General features: G+C 67.2%; 15 protein-coding genes. 7 read left to right on the forward strand and 8 right to left on the reverse strand.

What is annotated here, in order from left to right; genetic code table 11:
* Window positions 1-155: 155 nt before the first annotated feature.
* From AAHB16_RS15500 to AAHB16_RS15525, 6 genes are all read right to left on the reverse strand, one after another.
* Window positions 156-1,322, reverse strand: coding sequence for an ABC transporter permease (locus tag AAHB16_RS15500; RefSeq protein ID WP_342051390.1), 1,167 nt, complete (start codon window positions 1,320-1,322; stop codon window positions 156-158).
* 22 nt (window positions 1,323-1,344) lie between these two features.
* Window positions 1,345-2,499 carry an ABC transporter permease gene (locus tag AAHB16_RS15505; RefSeq protein ID WP_150375631.1) on the reverse strand — a complete coding sequence of 385 codons (1,155 nt, stop codon included), beginning with the start codon at window positions 2,497-2,499 and terminating at the stop codon, window positions 1,345-1,347.
* 12 nt (window positions 2,500-2,511) lie between these two features.
* Complete coding sequence (locus tag AAHB16_RS15510) at window positions 2,512-3,228, reverse strand: ABC transporter ATP-binding protein (protein WP_150375629.1); 717 nt, start codon at window positions 3,226-3,228, stop codon at window positions 2,512-2,514.
* The gene (locus tag AAHB16_RS15515) at window positions 3,225-4,439 is read right to left on the reverse strand and encodes an efflux RND transporter periplasmic adaptor subunit (RefSeq protein ID WP_150375627.1); all 1,215 of its coding nucleotides are present in this window, start codon (window positions 4,437-4,439) and stop codon (window positions 3,225-3,227) included. The genes AAHB16_RS15510 and AAHB16_RS15515 overlap by 4 nt, the downstream gene beginning before the upstream one ends.
* A 196-nt stretch (window positions 4,440-4,635) precedes the next feature.
* Window positions 4,636-6,996 carry a hypothetical protein gene (locus AAHB16_RS15520; protein WP_342051391.1) on the reverse strand — a complete coding sequence of 787 codons (2,361 nt, stop codon included), beginning with the start codon at window positions 6,994-6,996 and terminating at the stop codon, window positions 4,636-4,638.
* A 133-nt stretch (window positions 6,997-7,129) separates the two neighbouring features.
* The gene (locus AAHB16_RS15525) at window positions 7,130-9,538 is read right to left on the reverse strand and encodes a hypothetical protein (protein WP_342051392.1); all 2,409 of its coding nucleotides are present in this window, start codon (window positions 9,536-9,538) and stop codon (window positions 7,130-7,132) included.
* A gap of 169 nt (window positions 9,539-9,707) precedes the next feature.
* On the opposite strand from AAHB16_RS15525, the gene AAHB16_RS15530 reads away from it, so the two are divergent.
* Window positions 9,708-10,118 carry a RidA family protein gene (locus AAHB16_RS15530; RefSeq protein ID WP_223851575.1) on the forward strand — a complete coding sequence of 137 codons (411 nt, stop codon included), beginning with the start codon at window positions 9,708-9,710 and terminating at the stop codon, window positions 10,116-10,118.
* A gap of 20 nt (window positions 10,119-10,138) precedes the next feature.
* Here AAHB16_RS15530 and maiA read toward each other — a convergent pair whose 3' ends face one another.
* A complete protein-coding gene (gene maiA / locus AAHB16_RS15535; RefSeq protein WP_342051393.1) occupies window positions 10,139-10,783 on the reverse strand; it encodes a maleylacetoacetate isomerase in 645 nt (214 codons plus the stop codon).
* A 46-nt stretch (window positions 10,784-10,829) separates the two neighbouring features.
* Complete coding sequence (locus AAHB16_RS15540) at window positions 10,830-12,626, reverse strand: redoxin domain-containing protein (protein WP_342051394.1); 1,797 nt, start codon at window positions 12,624-12,626, stop codon at window positions 10,830-10,832.
* Window positions 12,627-12,840: 214 nt separating this feature from the next.
* Here AAHB16_RS15540 and AAHB16_RS15545 point away from each other — a divergent pair, with 214 nt between their 5' ends.
* The 6 genes from AAHB16_RS15545 to AAHB16_RS15570 all read left to right on the forward strand — a co-directional run bounded on the left by AAHB16_RS15545 (window position 12,841) and on the right by AAHB16_RS15570 (window position 18,111).
* On the forward strand, window positions 12,841-13,584 hold the full coding sequence (locus AAHB16_RS15545; RefSeq protein ID WP_150375615.1) for a response regulator: 744 nt from the start codon (window positions 12,841-12,843) through the stop codon (window positions 13,582-13,584).
* Between the two features lie 8 nt (window positions 13,585-13,592).
* Complete coding sequence (locus AAHB16_RS15550; RefSeq protein WP_342051474.1) at window positions 13,593-14,933, forward strand: sensor histidine kinase; 1,341 nt, start codon at window positions 13,593-13,595, stop codon at window positions 14,931-14,933.
* A gap of 178 nt (window positions 14,934-15,111) precedes the next feature.
* Complete coding sequence (locus tag AAHB16_RS15555; RefSeq protein WP_150375613.1) at window positions 15,112-15,852, forward strand: response regulator; 741 nt, start codon at window positions 15,112-15,114, stop codon at window positions 15,850-15,852.
* Entirely contained in the window at window positions 15,849-17,165 is a 1,317-nt protein-coding gene (locus AAHB16_RS15560; protein ID WP_342051395.1) for an ATP-binding protein, read from the forward strand. Before AAHB16_RS15555 ends, AAHB16_RS15560 begins: the two co-directional genes overlap by 4 nt.
* Before the next feature lie 164 nt (window positions 17,166-17,329).
* The gene (locus AAHB16_RS15565) at window positions 17,330-17,656 is read left to right on the forward strand and encodes a hydroxyquinol 1,2-dioxygenase (RefSeq protein WP_150375609.1); all 327 of its coding nucleotides are present in this window, start codon (window positions 17,330-17,332) and stop codon (window positions 17,654-17,656) included.
* Window positions 17,657-17,691: 35 nt separating this feature from the next.
* Window positions 17,692-18,111: an organic hydroperoxide resistance protein gene (locus AAHB16_RS15570; protein ID WP_150375607.1), complete on the forward strand. Its 420-nt coding sequence runs from the start codon at window positions 17,692-17,694 to the stop codon at window positions 18,109-18,111.
* Window positions 18,112-18,124: the final 13 nt, after the last annotated feature.

Genomic DNA, 18,124 nt, shown 5'->3' on the forward strand with positions numbered 1-18,124 from the left:
CCTACAAACGCCGTGGCGTAAAGCCCGCGTTGAACGGGGAGCTTGGTGGCCGAGGGGCGCGGCGTAACCGCGGCCGCGCCCCTGAAGCCTCCGGACCGGTGTCGCTGAACTACGCGATGGAAGGAGGGGGCAGCGTGAAAATCCCGCGCGCCGTATCAACGGGCGCGCAGCGCGTCCACGATGTTCATGCGGGCGGCGCGCAGTGCCGGAAGGAAGCCGCCGATCAGGCCCATGGCCATCGAGAACAGCAGTGTGCGCACGACGACGGATGGGGTCAGCAGAAAGCGGAACGACAGGTCGGCAAAGGTCTGGAAGTTGGTCGTGGAGAACGACGCGAACTGCATCAGCGCCGCGCCCATCAGGCCCGCGATGCCGCCAACGAGCCCCAGCAGGATCGCCTCGATCAGGAATGCCACCAGCACGTTCGCGCGCTTGAAGCCGAGTGCGCGCAGCGTGCCGATCTCGGCCACACGGTTGGCCACCGATGCATACATCGTGATCATGGCGCCGATCATCGCGGCGATCGAAAAGATGGTGGTCAGCGTGACGCCGAGGATATTGATGAACGTGGAGAGCGCACGCGACTGGTCGCTGTAGAACGTTTGCTCGCGCTTGGCCTCGTTGGCGAGGCGCGGATCGACGTCCACATCGGCGCGAAAGCGTTCGAACTGGTCGCCGCGCGCAAGGCGCACGATCATCGCCGAATAGTTGGTCCGCCGGAACGACTGCATCAGCTGATCCACATCGCCCCACACCTCGGAATCGAAGCCGCTGCCTCCCGCATCGAAGTGGCCGACGACGGTCCAGTCGCGCTGGGCAAAGTGCAGGTGCTCGCCGATCTGCATGCCGCTGAAGCCCTTGGCGATCCCGCTGCCGACGACGATCTCGGACGAGCCCGGCCGGAACATCCTGCCGGCCGAGAGGCGGATCTGCGGACGCAGTTCCAGGCCTCTCGGCGACACGCCGCGGATGACGACGTTGGACGCCTTGTCCGAGCCGATCTTGTTCAGCGAGATCAGGACGATGGCTTCCTTCGACGACATCGGCCGGCCGTCCCCGCCGAGCGCCACGGCGGGATGCATCTCCATGATGCTGGCCTGATCGCGATAGATCGCGCTCTGGATCTCGGTCTCGGCGCCCTTGCGGATGACGACGACGTTGTCCGGTTCGCCCGTGGTGACGAGCGTCTGCTTGAGTCCGGCATCGAGCATCAGCATCGTGGCATAGACGAAGACCACGAGCGCGAGCCCGCCCGCCGTCAGCGCGGTGGTCAGCCGGCGCGCCCACAGGTTGCGTGCGATATAGCTGAAGGGAATCGCCATTGCCGTCGCCTTCGCCTCCGCCTTACCCGATGGCCCGCAGGCCCTCGACGATGCGCACGCGCGCGGCCTGTATCGCCGGCACGATGCCCGCGACGATCCCGACGACGAGTGCGCACAGCGCCTGCATCTGCATCGTTTCGCGCGATACGCTGAACACCGGCAGCACGCCTCCGACGGCCTGCTTGAACGCGGCCGCCAGCGGCGGTGTGGCCAGCATGCCGATGGCGCCGCCGACGATGCCCATCAGGATGGACTCGCCGAACACGATCAACGCGAGAAAGCCCGGGCCGAACCCCAGTGCCTTGAGCGTGGCGTACTCCACCGTGCGCTCGCGCGCGCTCATGGCCATCGCGTTGGCCATCACGGCCATGATGATGACGATGACCACATACGACACGAGCCGGATGGCCGCGATGATCTGGTTGGACATCGCGACGAAGCCGAGCTGGAAGGCCTGCTCGGTCTCCGTGAGCGTTTCGGCCAGCGAGTTCTTGAATACGGCGTCCACGTTGCGCGAGATCGTCGCGGCGTTGTCCGGATCGGCCACGCCGAGCACGAAGACACCGACCTGATCGACCTGGCGCGAGGCGCGCTTGCGTACGGTTTCGTTCAGGTAGTCCCAGTGGAAGAGCATCGTGCGCGTGATGGTGCTGGCGTCGCGCCCGTCGAAGATGCCGCGCACGATGAACTCCCATGTGCCGGGATAGATCGTGCCCTTGATCGGAATCACGTCGCCGACCTTGAAACCGAACTGGTCCGCGAGCTGGCGCCCCACGAGCGCGCCCTTGCGGTCGCGGTTGTAGTCGGTGCGTTGCGCCTCGGGCAGGATGAACTCGGGATACAGGTCGAGGTAGTTGTCCGATACCGCGAACTGCGCAAAGAAATTCTTGGGCTCGCGGTAGGTGCCGCCGAACCAGCTGGACCGCGCGATCAGCGTCACGCCGTCCACGCCGCGGATGCGGTTCTCGTAGCTCAGCGGCAGCGGAAAGACGAGCGAGATGGCGTTGCGCGTGATCAGGCGCGCGTTGGAGGCCGCGGAAGCCCCGGCATACCACGCGTCCACGACGGTCTGCAGCAGGCCGAACGCCAGCACCGCGATGACGAGCCCGAGCAGCGTCAGCGAGGTGCGCAGCTTGTGGCGCAGCAGATTCCGGGAGATCAGCTTGAGCACGTACATGTCGATGCCCGCCTAGCGGTGCCCCTCGCGATCGAGCTCGCCTCGACTCAACTCGCCTTTTTCCAGATGCACGAGCGATTTCGCGGCATTGGCCGCATGCGCGTCGTGCGTGACCATGATGATGGTCTTGCCGAGTTCGCCGTTCAGGCGCTGCATCATGGCCAGGATCTCGGTGGCGGATGCGCGGTCGAGGTCGCCCGTGGGCTCGTCCGCGACGATCAGCATCGGATCGGTGATCAGCGCGCGCGCGATCGCCACGCGCTGCTGCTGTCCACCCGACAGCTCGGACGGATAGTGGTCCATGCGATCGGCCAGGTTGACCATGCCCAGTACCATTTCCACGCGTTCCCGCCGCTCCGCGCGCGAAAGGCGCGTCATCATCAGCGGCAGCTCGACGTTCTCGAACGCGTTGAGCACCGGCATCAGGTTGTAGAACTGGAAGATAAAGCCCACATGGCCGGCGCGCCATTCGGCCAGCGCGGCTTCCGGCAGCTGCGAGATATCGAGCCCGGCCACGAGCAACTCGCCGCTATCGGGGCGATCGATGCCCGCGATCAGATTCAGCAGCGTGCTCTTGCCGGAGCCCGAAGGCCCCATCAGCGAGATGAAATCGCCCTCGGCGATCTCCAGCGTGATGTCGGTCAGCACGGGCACCGTCTGCGCGCCGCGCCGGTACGACTTGGCGACGTGGCGGATATCGACGAGCGGGGTGGCGGCGGGCGTGTTCATGAACCCTTCTTGGCCACGCTTACCCTGGCGCCGTCACCGAGCTTTTCGCCCGGAGCCAGCACCACGACATCGCCGGCCTTGACGCCCTGCACCGACACCAGATCGCCGATCTTCGCGCCGGCGGTGACCGGTACCTCGGCCGCCTTGCCGTCGCGGACCACGAACACCACCTGCCTGCCGTCGCGCGAAACCACGGCGCCGGGCTGCACGGCCGTCACGGGCTTGCGGTCCTCCGCGGGCGCGGCCTTCGACAGGAAGGCGATCTTGGCACTCATGTCGGGCAGCACGCGGGCGTCGCGATCGACGAAGCGCACCTTGACCAGCACCGTGGCCTTCGAGCGGTCCACGGTCGGCACGATGCGCGACACCTGTCCGGCAAAGCGCGTGTCGGGCAGCGCGTCGAGCAGCAGCTCGCACGGCTGGTTCAGCACGATCTTGGCGATATTGGATTCGGCCACGTCGGCCTCGACTTCGAGCGTATCCATGTCGGCGAGGGTGACCACCGCGCCCTTGGTGTCCGAGGCCTGCGAGAACGGCGTGATGTTGTCGCCGACGTTGGCCTGCTTGGTCAGCACCACGCCGTCGAACGGCGCGCGGATCACAGTCTGGTCGACGGCGACCTGCGCGGCCTGCGCGTTGGCTTCGGCGGAGGCGATCGATGCCACCGCGCTGCTCACGGAGGCCTTGGCCTTGTTGTAGCGTGCGAGGTCGGCATCGTACTGGGCCTGTGGGATGGCCTTCGGCTCCAGCAGCGTCTGCGACCGGCGCAGGCTGATCTCGGCATCGCGCAGCTCGGCCTGCTGCAGTTCGAGGTTGGCGCGCGCCACCTTGACCTGTGCCGCGGCTTGCGCCAGCGAGGCCGACACGTCCCGGCTTTCCAGCCGCGCGATGATCTCGTCCCGCTTGACGCGCGAGCCTTCCAGCACGCCGAGCCATTCGAGGCGCCCCTGCGCCTTGGAGGCGACCGCGGCCTTGCGTTGCGGCACGACATAGCCGGTGGCGTTGAGCAGCGTGTAGTTCTGCGTCGGATAGGCGGTGGTGACCGTCGCGGTCTCCACGGCCTGCGGGCCTGCCAGCCGCATGGCGACGCCCGCGAGCACCAGCAGCACGACGAGAATGGCCCCATAGCGGAACCACGGGCGCCTGCGGCGGGGCGCCGCGGCGGGTGCGCGGCGGTCGATTTTCAGTTTGGAGAGATCTTGATCAGCCAATTTCCGGGACCTGTTGCCGTTGCGGACGCGATCGGAGCGCGCGATCGGAAGCGATGGCGCGACGCCAAGTATAGCGTCCGCCGCATAAGGGCTCGGAGCGTCCGCCGCATGACGGCTCCGGCGCGCCCCCGCGCACGGCGGTCCACAGTCGACGACGCCGCGGATGACCGCGCAGCGCGGCGGCTGGCATACGCGCTTATTCGACGAGGCGATAGCCCATGCGATGCTTGATCGCGACGGAGGGTGCCGTCACCGCGTAGGCGCGCACCGCGGTCATGCCGAGCGAGGCGGCGCGTTGCACGAACGCATGGGACACGGCGGAACCGGCGCCATGCACGGCGCCCTCGGTATGGCGGTCCAGGACGCTGCGCGGCGCGCTGACAAGGAATCGGCTTTCCGCCACGCGTTCCCCGCTGGTCGGAATCGTGCCGAACAGTACCGCCACGGGCGAGCCCCGGAACGACGCGACAACGAATTGCGAACTCGCATCGGCTTCGCGCGTGGCCTCCTCGATGCCGTTGGCGATCGACGCGCCCGACATCGCCAGCACGAGGTTGGCCTGCGGGGTGGCCGCGGAGCAGGCTTGCGTGGCGGGCTCGCCGAGCGGCGCCACGCCGGCGCCGGCCGCATCGGTGACGGGCACCCCCGTCGCACCTTCCGCCGAGGCGGAGAACTCCCGCAGGTAGGCATCGCTCCAGTTCTGCATGAGCGCCCGGATGGACACCAGCAGTTCCGTGTCCTCCGCTCCCGCATGCATGAACGTAAACGGCTCGGGCGTGTCCTGGAACGCGCCCTGATGCCAGATGCGCGGATGGACCGTACGGGGCGTGTAGCCCGTCAGATCCAGCCAATAATCGCCCATCATCCCGCGCTGGGCGCGCGTGATGGCATCGGCGGAACCCGCGAGCGCGGCGCAACCGGGCGGCGCCGAGGTACCCGGCTGTTCGAGCGCGGCGAGCATGTCCATATTCCGGGCGAGCGAGTAGGCATGGAGCACATTGGCCTGATGGAAGGCCGCGATGGCGTCCCGGTACCGGCGATCCACATCGCCCGTCTGCTCCCGGACGGCGTGCACGAATTGCGCCGCGGGCGGTGTGCCCGCCACGCTGGCGGGCATCCGTCCATGATCGAGCGCGTCCCGGACGATGTTGCTGAATCGCTCGAGGTTCCAGCCATCGGGGAACAGGGTCTGGTAAAGCGAGACGATCAGCGTGGTGCGGCTCACGCAGGCGGACCAGTTCGGAATGCCCCGCATGGGCCGGGCGTTGAAGATCTGATACAGCGAGACGCGGCACACTCGCGCCGCGGCGCCCATCGCGAGCGGGTTGCCGGCATCGGCGAATGTGCGTACGAGCGTTGCCTCGGGGGCGCGCGCGGCGGGCGGCGCGGGGATCTGTGCCGGGCCATCGGTGCCTGCAGCGGTCGTGCGCGCGGGCTCGCAACCCCGCAGGAACGCGTTGCCGACGGCAAGGACCGGCACGCGCTGGCAGGTGGCGTCGCGTATCACGCGGTTGAGGGGATCCACGGCGTTGACCGTCAGATCCGCGCGTATCAGCGCGCGGGCACGATGCGCATTGCGAATCGACACCACTTCATCGCGCTCCGTGGGCCACGGCAGCGAGTGGATGAGCGTGGCGTCGAGATAGCCCCGGTCCGCACCGCTGCGGATCAACTGCACATCGAAGCCCTGGCCAGGACGGAATTCCATGGCCACGGTCAGGTAGCGTGCGCGGTGGTCGCTCGACAGCGCCGCCAGCTGGCGATACGGCCAGAACGTCGTGATGATGGCGCCCGTATGCATCAGTTGCAGGTAAAGACCGTTGCCGAACTCGACGACCGCCCTGGCCTCGGGATCGATACGGAATGTCATGCCAAGCTGTGGATGGCCATGCGAGATATCGGACCACATCCGGCCGAATTGCGCCGGCAGATCGTACGCATCGGCGTCGGGAATCGGGCAATCCGTACGGCACCGGATACTGACGCGAGCGACTTGCGCGGAGCGGATGGCATCGTCGATACCGAGTTTGCGAAGGCCCGCCTGATCGATGCTTCGGCGCAGCGTGGCGCTGCGACCTCTGGCGCCGGCCTCCGCATACACGCGCGCGCCAAGTCCCGGAGGCAGGCGGATCGACGAGGTCTTGCCGTCGAGCCGGGCAAACGACGGTTCCATCTCGCCCGGCGCGACGCACGACTGCTCCCCCTGAAAGCGGTCGTCGGCGTGAAAGCAGGCGACGGGCGCCAGCGCTGCGGACACGATCGACTGGGGCGCGATGCCCTCGGCAATCAGGGCGGCCTTGTCCATCGACTGTCCGACGCGCCAGAGGCGGCCCGTCAGGCGAGGGCGATCGGACAGGTACAGGGCATCGCCCGGACCCAGCGTAATGTGTTCGAAGGGGTAGAACGTACCCTGGAAGGCGCGTGCGTAGGTATGGAAGTCGATCTCGTCGTCGCTGCCAAGGCAGAGCTTCGGTGACGCGCCCGCCGTCATCGCAAAGAAGCACGCGCGCGCGCCGGCATCGGCAGAGATAGCCCCCGCCAGCAGGGCAAACAGCACAGCGACGCAGCGACGCGGGATTGGGCATGGCAAGGTCATTGCGAGGTTTTCGTCCCATCCGGTCAATCGATGGATCGGTCAATGGGTGGATCGGTCAATGGGTGGATCGGTCAATGGGTGGATCGATCAACGGTCAGTCGAGCAGGCGAAAGCCCACGCGTTGCTTGATGGCGACCGATGGTTCGGTGACGGCCAGCGCGCGCACCGCCGTCATGCTCCGGCTCAGCGCAAACTGAATGAACGCATGCGTCGCCGCGGAGCCCGCCCCGCGCACGGCGCCATCGGCATAGCGGTCGAGCACGTTCTGCGGCGCGCTCACGACGTAACGGCTTTCTGCCGTTTGAGAGCCGTCGGCCGGGATCTCTCCCAGCAGCACCGCCACCGGCTCGCCGCGGAACGACACCACGATGAAATGGTCCGACGGGCCGGGAGACAACGTCGCTTCCGCAATCCCCATGGCGATGGAGTTTCCGGACATCGCCAGTAGCCGGATGGATTCGGGGTCCGCCAGCGGACAGAGGGCCGGTGGCGGCGCCGGAAGCGGGGCGGCGCCAGCCACGTCGCGCGGCGGACCGCTGCCGGGATTGGCATCGGCCAGCAGCGTAGTGGCGGCCTCGAACGCGTACAGATAGGAGTTCCCCCAGCCATGCATCAGATAGCGGATGGACTCCATCAGCCCCGGCGTGTTCACGCCGCCCGCCTCGTAGGTGAACGACTCATGCGAGTTCTGGAACGCGCCGTTCCGCCAGACGCGCGGAATAACGGTGCGCGGCACATAGTCGCCAATCGCCACCTGATACCACCCCATCATGCCGTGCCGCATCGCGGAGATGGACGCGTCGAGGGCGACGCCCTGGGGACAGCCGTGTGGGCCGCCGCGCTCGGCCCGTTCGATCGCGAGTTCCATGTCCTGCGTCCGCGCGCGCGAGTAGGCGTGGATGACGTTGGCCTGATGAAACGCGGCAATGGCGTCATCGAGACGCCGGTCCGTGCCGCCTGTCTGTTCCTGCACCGCGGTCACGAACTGCTTTGCCAGTTCGGTGTCCTTGACCCCGGGCGTGATGCCTTGATGGAGCGCGTCCGTCACGATGTTGGTGAAGTCCCGGAGATTCCATCGGTCGCCGAACAGGGTCTGATATAGCGTGATGATCAACGTAGTGCGGCTGACACAGGCGGACCAGTCGGCAATGACCCGCATGGGGCGTCTGGCGTACAGCCGCTCCGGCATGACCTGGCAGACCCGTGACGCAGCGCCCATCGCCATGGGGTTTCCCGCGCCTGCGAATGTGCGGACGAGCACGGATTCGGACAGGCTTGGGAAACGGTTCGGCGGACTGGACAGCGGCGGCGCCGGCAGATGATCGAGCGGGCTGGCACATCCGAACAGGAACGCATGTCCGACGCCGAGCATGGGCTCGGTCCGGCAATGCGCGTCGCGCGCGACGCGGGCGTCGGACGCTGCCGTCTGCATGGAGATCAGCGTCTGCACGAGCGCCTTTGCGGGTGCGGCGTTGCGGATCGACAGCATCTCCGCGCGCCGGGATGGCCATGGGAGGGTGAGGATGGCCGAGGCATCGATAAAGCGCCGTTCCGCATCGCTGCGAATGACCTGAACATCGAAGGCGTGCGGGGCGCGGAACTCGAAGGCGATGGTGAGGTGCCGCACATCCTGACGGGTCGGCAGCAGCGCATGCCGCCGATAGGGCCAGAACGTGGTGACCATTGCTTCCGATTGCATGACTTGCAGGTAGAGCGAATCGCCGAACTCGACCAGTGCGCGGGCATCGGCGTCGACCCGCAGCGTCACCGCGAACTGCGGATTGCCCCGCGACAGGTTCCACCACCCGTCGCCGAACAGCGTCGGCAGATCGTAGGCATCCGTCTCGGGGATCGGGCACTCGGCATGACAGCGGATACTGGTGCGCGCCACCTGGGCGGCCCGGATCGTGCCCGCCATGCCCAGCCGTTGCAGCGCGGCAAGATCCTGATTGCGGCGCACGAAGGCGTTGCGCCCGCGGCCCCCCGACTCGGCATAGACGCGAACGCCGAGGCCCGAGGGCACACGGATGGAAGCCACCTTCCCATCCAGCTTGCCAAGCGTCGGCAGAATTTCTCCGGGCTGGGCGCAGGATTTCTCTCCGGCCAGGCTGTTGTCGCCAAAGAAGCAGGCCACCGGCGCAAGGCGAGCGGATGCCGTGGAGTATGGCGCGATGCCCAGCGCGGAGATCTCCGACAGGTCGAGCGATCGGTCGATTCTCCAGATGCGTCCCGCGAGCCGGGGCTTATCGGAGAGATAGAGCACGTCCCCGCGTGCCATCAGCAGGCGATCCACGGGGTAGAACTTGAGGCTGCGCGCCTGTGCGTAGGCGCGCAGGTCGATCTCGTCGTCGTCCTGCATGCAGAGATGGCTGGGCAGGAACGACGCATCGGTGAAGAGACACGTCTTGGCATGGGCAACGCACGGCAAGCCGAGCAACGTGGCGACAGACGCCGCGGCTAGCGAGCGTGCGGGGTGCCTGCGGGATCCGGAGAGGCGCGACAAGACGACTCCTGTGAGTGCCGCGGTGCGACATGCACCGTTGGTGTGCAACCACAGTAGGCATCGCCGTCGGGATCGGACATGGCCAACTTACGAAATATTGGCCCAAGACTTGCTGCACAATGCGGTTTCCCAAGACATCGTGCATGTCCCATACAGGAGAGTTTCGACGATGAGCGCAGCAACCCCCGTCTTCCATATGCTGGCCGGCGCGCCGGATCCCGTGGCGCCGTTCAGCCATGCCGTGGAGGCCAATGGCTTCGTGTTCGTGACGGGCCAGATGCCCTTCCTCGGCACGGGCCTGGATTCCGGTTACCCCGAAGGCATCGAGGCGCAGACCCATCAGGTCATGAAGAACCTGACCACGGTGCTCGAGGGTTGCAAGCTCGGCCTCGAAAACGTGGTACAGGTGCGCGTGTACCTGACCGATTTCGATCGCGACTACGACACCATGAACAGGACGTACGCGAGCTACTGGCCCGTCGGCCGCCGTCCCGCGCGCACGTGCATCGGCGTGACGGGCCTGGCCAAGGGCGCGCTGATCGAGATCGACATGGTAGCGGTGCGCCCGACGGGCGCCTGATCGTTCGTCCGCCGCCGTCCTTACTTGCGCGGTGCCGGCGCGTTCTCGACGAACGCCTCGATGCCGCGCAGCTTGCCGACCACCTCGGCGATGTTCGGCCATAGCGACAGCGGCAGTCCCGCACGCTCCGCATTGATTGCCTGCGGGAACAGGAACAGGTCACCGACGGTCGGCGTATCGCCTGCTACGAACGCTCCTGCATGCGATCCCGAACGGCGCGACGCCAGCAACGATTCCACGGCACCGAAGCCTTCCCGGATCCAGTGCCGGTTCCAGTCGCCGATCGCGTTCGCATCCAGACCCAGCGCGCCGAGCTGCGCAGCCACGCGCGGCGGCACCAGCGCGTGGATCTCCGCGGCGATCGCCAGCGCCACCGAGCGGGTGAACGCGCGCGCTTCCGCGTCGGCGGGCAGCAGCGGCGGTTGCGGGAACCGCTCGTCCAGATACTCGATGATCGACATCGACTGCGTGATCAGCGTGCCGTTCTCGGTCAGCAGCGCGGGTACCAGACCCTGCGGATTCAGCGCGAGGTAGTCGCGCTGGCGATTCTCGGCATCGGGGCCGAGGATCGACACGGGGAGGATCTGCGGCACGATGCCCTTGAGCGCCAGTGCGATGCGCACGCGCGACGTGGCCGAGGAAATTTCGTTGCTGTACAGCTTCATGACGTGCTCCGTTGTTGGGGGATGGGTCTGGGTCGTCCGATCGCAATTAGCCGAACGTGAACACGTAGGCCTGCGCGCCGGGGTCGAGGAATCGGATCTCGAACGTGTGCTCGCCGACATTGCCGGCCTGGCGCACGAGCTGGTACAGGCGCGTCGCCGTGACGGCGCCATTGCCGGCCGCGTCGGTATCGGCGCCATGGCTCGCGCCCGGCGCCTTGCCATCGACCGTGACGAGGAAGCGCACCGCCTTGCCGTCGGCAGCGGGCCCGAGCACGAGGTGCAGGTCGCGCGCGCGGAAGCGGAACACGACGCTGCCGTCGGCGCGGTTCACCGTCGCCTTGTCCGCGCTCACGGTCCAGTTGCCGTTCAGGCCCCAGTGGTTCAGGCGCGGGGTGTCCGCCTTGTAGTCGCGCGGCGCATCGGGCAGCAGCCGCCCGCCGAAGCCGCTTGCCTCGAAGTTCGACGCCTGCTGGTAGCCGAGGTAGGTCTCGCCGGAGCCGATGTTCCGCAGATCCGGTGCGGCCTGGGCGCCGCTGGCCTCCGGCGCGACCATGTCCGTCGGCACGTCGCGATTGCCGGCTTCCTTGAGCAGCGCCTGGATGACCTGTTCCGAGCGCGCGTAGTCGCCCTCGCCGAACTGGTGATGGCGGATCTGCCCCGCGGCATCCACGAAATAGGCGGCCGGCCAGTAGTTGTTGTCGAACGCGCGCCAGATGTTGTAGTCGCTATCGACCGCCACCGGGAACTGGATGCGGAAGTCCGCGAGCGCGCGGCGGATGTTCGCGGACTTCTTCTCGAACGCGAACTCGGGCGTGTGCACGGCGACGATCTGCAGGCCCGGATATTTCGCGGCCCAGGCGCGCAGGTACGGCAGTGTGCGGATGCAGTTGATGCACGAGTACGTCCAGAAATAGACCAGCGTGGGTTTGCCGCGCAGTTGTTCGCGCGTAAGCGGCGGCGAGTTCAGCCATTCGGTCGCCCCGTCGAGCGCGGGCATGCGGCCCTCGACCGGCAGGCCACTGCGGTAGTTCATGTTGCCGATGCCATCGCGCACCGTGCTGCCAGTGTCGTTGGCGGCGAGCAGCCTGCCCGGGGCCTCGCTGCGGGCGCCCGCGTGCAGGCCGTCGATCAGTGCCTGCTCCAGCCGGCTCGTGTTGTCGCCGCCCAGCCGGGCCAGCAGCCCCGTGTCCGCGCCGAAGCCGATGGCGATCACACCGGCAAGCACGCCCACCCCGAGCCCGCGGCGCAGGCCTTGCGCGGCACCGAGGGAGTTGCGCATCGCGGCGAACGCGCGGCCGCCGATGCCGAGCGCGACCGCGAGCGACGTGACCGCGCCGGCGGCGTAGGCCGCAAGCAGCAGCGTGGACTGGACGCTGGCACCGCGCAGTGCCGCACCGGTCAGCACGAGGCCGAGGATCGGACCCGCGCACGGCGCCCACAGCATGCCCGTGGCGACGCCGAGCACCAGCGAGCCGCCGACCGCGCGAGCGGTGGACGATGGCGTGGCGGCGGCATGGCGTTCGGCCAGCCGGTTGCCGAGCGCGACGAGCGGCGCGCTCAGCGCGTCCGCGAGCTTCGGCAGCAGCAGCGACAGCCCGAACACGGCGAGCACCACGAGCGCCGCGATGCGTCCATACTCGTTGAGGTGAACCACCCAGCCGCCGGCGACGGAGGCGAGCGACGCGACCGCCGCGAACGTGAGGGCCATGCCCGCGAGCATGGGCAGCGTGCCGGTGGCGAACGGCCGGCCGGCGCGGGAAAACACGAACGGCAGCACCGGCAGGATGCAAGGGCTCAGGATCGTCAGCGCGCCGCCGACGAAGGCAAGTATCAGCAAGGTCATGATCGGGACTCATCAGGCTGGGTATGCCGTCATGAGACCGCGCGGGGTTGTCTCCGATGTGTCGTCGCCGCGGGGCTACGTAAGGGACTGTGCGGAAAGCGCCTCCAGATACATTGCGATACACAACAATGACGATACAAACGAATACAATGCTGCACATGCAGGCGGGACGTGCTTCGCCGCGTTCTTTTATTGATTCCGCAAGGCAGAACCTATGGATGCGCATATCGACCACGTCCTGATCGTCGATGACGATCGGGAAATCCGGGAATTGGTCTCGACGTACCTCACCAAGAACGGACTGCGCGTCACGGTGGCGCCCGATGGCCGGCATATGCGGCAGTTTCTGGATACCAATGCCGTCGACATGATCGTGCTCGACGTCATGCTGCCCGGGGACGACGGGCTCGTCCTTTGCCGGGAGCTGCGCGCAGGCAAGCACAAGTCCACGCCGATCCTGATGCTGACCGCGCGCGACGACGAGACCGATCGCATCATCGGGCTGGAGATGGGCGCGGACGATTACCTCGCCAAGCCGTTTGCCGCACGCGAGCTGCTGGCGCGCATCAAGGCCGTGCTGCGCCGCACACGCATGCTGCCGCCCAACCTGCAAATCACCGAGGCCGGGCAACTGCTGGCATTCGGCGACTGGGAGCTCGATACCACCGCGCGCCATCTGATCGACAAGGAAGGCACGATCGTCGCGCTGAGCGGCGGCGAGTACCGGCTGCTGCGCGTATTCGTCGATCATCCGCAGCGCGTGCTCAATCGCGATCAGCTGCTGAACCTCACGCAGGGCCGCGAAGCCGAACTGTTCGAACGTTCGGTAGACCTGCTGGTCAGCCGGCTGCGCCAGCGCCTCAACGACGACGCGCGCGAACCGATGTATATCAAGACCGTCCGCAACGAGGGCTATGTGTTCTCGGTGCCCGTCGAGATCAAAGAAGCCCGTCAATGAGCCGCCCCATGAGCGCGCCGGCCACGGCAGCCGCCGGCAACCAGGCATCGCCACCCCGCAGGTGGCCGTGGCCGCGCTCGCTGGGCTCGCGGCTGTTCCTGATCCTGCTGGCCGGCCTGATCATCGCGCACGGCATGTCGTTCGCGGTGCTGTTCTACGAGCGGTACATGTCCGCGCGGCAGGTGATGCTCGGCACGCTGGAAACCGATATCGCCACCTCGCTGACCGTGTTCGACCGGCTGCCCGCGGCGGAACGGCCGCAATGGCTGCCGATCGTGAATCGCGGCAATTACCAATACATCCTCGGCCCCGGCCTTCCTGGCGTGCCCGCGCACGACCAGCGCAGCGCGGACATCGCGGCACGCATCACCGAGGCCAGTGGCGGCCGCTTTCCGGTCAAGGTGGAGTCGATCCCCAATGACGGCAAGCGCGTGCAGGCGCACCTGACGCTGAGCGACGGCAGCCCGCTGACGATCGACGTGCATCCGCGCATGACCCCGGTCGCGCAATGGCTGCCCTACGTGCTGGTGGCGCAGCTGGTATTGCTGATCCTGTGCTGCTGGTATGCGGTACGGCAGTCCATTCGCCCGCTCGTCGCGCTGGCCGATGCGGCCGATGCGCTCGATCCCAATGCCAAGGGGCCGCCGCTCAGCGAGCGCGGGCCCACGGAGGTGGCGCATGCGGCCACGGCATTCAACGCGATGCGTACCCGTATCGCCCGTTTCGTCGAGGAGCGCGTGCAGATTCTCGCCGCCATCTCTCACGACCTGCAAACGCCCATCACGCGCATGAAGCTGCGTGCCGAAATGGCCGAGGACTCGATCGAGAAGACCAAGCTCGTGCACGATCTGGCGGAGATCGAGCGGCTCGTGCAGGAAGGGCTCGCCTATGCGCGCACGACGCAGGGCGATGGGGAGAAAGCGTCGCGTATCGATATCGGCGCGTTCGTCGAGAGCCTGACCTACGATTACCAGGACACCGGCAAGGATGTGACCATCGTCGGCAACGTGGGCGGCGCGGTGGTCACGCGGCCGCACGCGCTGCGGCGCGTGATGACCAACCTGATCGACAATGCACTCAAGTTCGGCGGTGCCGCGGAACTGCTGGTGGCGCGCGACGGCGATGTGGTGACGATCCAGGTCATGGACCGTGGCAGCGGCATTCCCGAGGACAAGCTCGAGGCGGTCCTGCAGCCGTTCGTGCGGCTCGAGAATTCCCGCAGCCGCGAGACCGGCGGCACCGGCCTGGGCCTGGCGATCGCGCATCAGCTCGCGATTGCCATCGGCGGTTCGCTGCGCCTGCGCAACCGCGAGGGCGGCGGGCTCACCGCGGAGATCCGGCTGGCCTGAGATCCAGGCCGTATCCCGGCGGCGATGTATCGCATCTGTTTCATCGCCGCACGGATTTGAAAAGTTTCTTGTCGCGCGAACGCGCAGATACACAGTGATACATGGGCCCCTCCGGCCCCTCACATAATCCGGTTACCGCGCTGGATGGCGCATGATTGCCGCGCTGCGGAGCCGTGTTATGACCTTGCCCGACCATATCCTGATCGTCGACGACGATCGCGAGATCCGCGAACTCGTGGGGACCTACCTCGAGAACCAGGGCATGCGCGTCTCGCTCGCGGCCAATGGCCAGCAGATGCGCGCGGTGCTGGACAAGGCCGCCGTGGACCTCGTCGTGCTCGACCTGATGCTGCCCGGCGAGGACGGCCTGCAGCTGTGCCGTGACATGCGCGCCGGGGAGAAGCGGCATACCCCGATCCTGATGCTGACCGCGCGCAACGAGGAGACCGACCGCATCCTCGGGCTCGAGATGGGCGCGGACGACTACCTCGTCAAGCCGTTTGCCGCGCGCGAGCTCCTGGCGCGCATCCGCTCGGTGCTGCGCCGCACGCGCATGCTGCCGCCGAACCTGCAGGTGACGGAAGCGGCCACGGTGCTGTCGTTCGGCAACTGGCGGCTCGATACCACCGCGCGGCACCTGCTCGACGATACGGACGTGATCGTCTCGCTGAGCGGCGCCGAGTACCGGCTGCTGCGCACGTTCCTCGATCATCCGCAGCGTGTGCTCAACCGCGATCAGTTGCTCAACCTGACGCAGGGCCGCGACGCCGAACTGTTCGAGCGCTCGATCGACCTGATGGTCAGCCGTCTGCGGCAACGCCTGCGTGACGATGCGCGCGAGCCGCGCTATATCAAGACCGTCCGCAACGAAGGCTACGTGTTCTCTTCCGCGGTCGAAATCCGTGAGGCCCGCTCATGAACCTTGCTGCCCGTGCAGGCAAGCTGTGGCCGCGCACGCTGTTCGCGCGCCTGATGGTGATCCTCGTGGTCGGTCTCACGCTGGCGCAGGGCCTGTCCTTCGGGGTCGTGCTGATCGAGCGCATGCAGGCGGCCAACAAGCTCATGCTCGGCAACCTCGAGCTCGACGTAGCGGGATCGGTGGCCATTCTCGACCGCCTTCCGCCGGCGGAGCGGCCGATGTGGGTAGAACGGCTCAACCGCGGCAGCTATACGTACCTGCTCGATGCCGGCACCGCCGGCCCCGCGCTCGCGTCGCCAATGTCGCAGCGCGCGGCCACGGCGATCGTCGGCGTGCTCGAGCCGCGCTACAGGACCGCCGTCAACGCGGTGCCCGGCCCAGGCGAACATTTCCAGGTGCATCTGACGCTCGCCGACGGCAGCCCGCTGACGGTCGATGTCAAGCCGAGCGGCATCGTGCTATCGACGTGGCTGCCTGTGCTGTTCTGCGTGCAGCTCGCGATGATCGGTGCCTGCGCGTGGCTCGCGGTCCGTCTGGTCACACGGCCGCTCAAGCAACTGGCGGCGGCGGCGGAAAACCTTGGCCCCGATCTCAAGGGTGACCGGATTCCCGAGCAGGGGCCGGACGAAGTCGTGCACGCGGCCACGGCGTTCAACGCGATGCAGGCGCGCATTGCGGGATATCTGTCCGAGCGCATCCAGATTCTCGCGGCGATCTCGCACGACCTGCAGACGCCGATCACGCGCATGCGGCTGCGGCTGGATCTGATGGAGAACTGCGAAACGCGCGCGAAGCTGCATGGCGACCTGCGGGAGATGGAGCATCTGGTGCGCGAGGGCGTGACCTACGCGCGCACGCTGCATGGTGGCGCGGAAACGCCGGTACGCATCGATCCCGATGCATTGCTGGACAGCATCGCCTGCGATTATCGCGATGGCGGGCAGCCGATCGCCATCGACGGGCACCTCGACGCACCCGTCGTCACGCGGCCGCAGGCCTTGCGGCGCATCCTGACCAATCTGATCGACAACGCGCTGAAGTTCGGCAGCGACGTAAGCGTGGCTGTCGATCGCACGCAGGACGGGCAGCTCTCGATCGCCGTGCGCGATCGCGGACCCGGTATCCCCGACGCGGAGCTCGAGCGCGTGCTGCAGCCGTTCTATCGGCTCGAAGCGTCGCGCAACCGTGGCACGGGCGGCACGGGGCTCGGTCTTGCGATCGCGCAGCAGCTTGCGAATGCACTGGGCGGCAAGCTCGCGCTGGCCAACCGCACGGAAGGCGGCCTGGAGGCGCGGCTCACGCTGCCGGCCTGAGTTTGTACACGGATGTATCAGGCGATTCCGCTGATACGTCGGCTCACGAAATCGCCGCGATGTCGATACGGGCGCGATACGTCGGTGTCATTAAATAGCTTCCATGGCGACGACGCACTGACCGAGTCGCCGGACCCATCGACCGAATATCAAGGATACGCATCATGAACGCCAATTTCGCCAAGCAAGTTGTTCTCGCCGTCGCGCTCGCCGCTTCCGCCGTCGCCGCCCAGGCAGCCGTCTCCGGCACGCGCGACCCGTACACCGACGGTGCCCGCTCGGTCACGGAACAGCGCAGCCCGTACTACGACGGCGCCCGCACCGTGAGCGAGCCGCGCAGCCCGTACTCGGACGGCGCGCGCAACGTGGATCCGTACTACGACGGCGCCCGCGCCGCATCGGTCGGACTCGTCGCCGGCCAGGACCACACCGGCGTGTCCGCGCCCCCGGCACGCAGCGTCGATCCGTATCTCGACGGCGCCTACGCCTGAGCTTCAACCTTTTCCAATACAACGAGGAGCACATCATGACCCGCATCGACAAAGTTCTTTACACCGCCAAGGTCCACACCACGTCGGGTGGCCGCGATGGCGAAGCACGTAGCGACGATGGCCGTCTGGATATCAAGCTGTCGTCGCCGGGCACGTCCGGCGCCGGCACCAACCCCGAGCAGCTGTTTGCCGCGGGCTGGTCCGCCTGCTTTATCGGCGCGATCGGACTGGCCGCCGCGAAGCAGAAGATCAAGCTGCCCGAGGACCTGAACGTGCATACGGAAGTGGATCTGGGCAAGAACGGTGACGCCTATCTGCTGCAGGCCCGCCTGAACGTGCATATTCCGGGCGTGGAGCGGGAAGTCGCGCGCCTGCTCGTGGATACCGCGCACCAGACCTGCCCGTATTCGAAGGCCACGGCCGGCAATATCCACGTCGAGATCAATCTGGTCTGAGACGACCCGAGGC

This window comes from Cupriavidus sp. OTU4054 (assembly GCF_038440175.1).
Lineage (GTDB): Bacteria > Pseudomonadota > Gammaproteobacteria > Burkholderiales > Burkholderiaceae > Cupriavidus > Cupriavidus pauculus_D.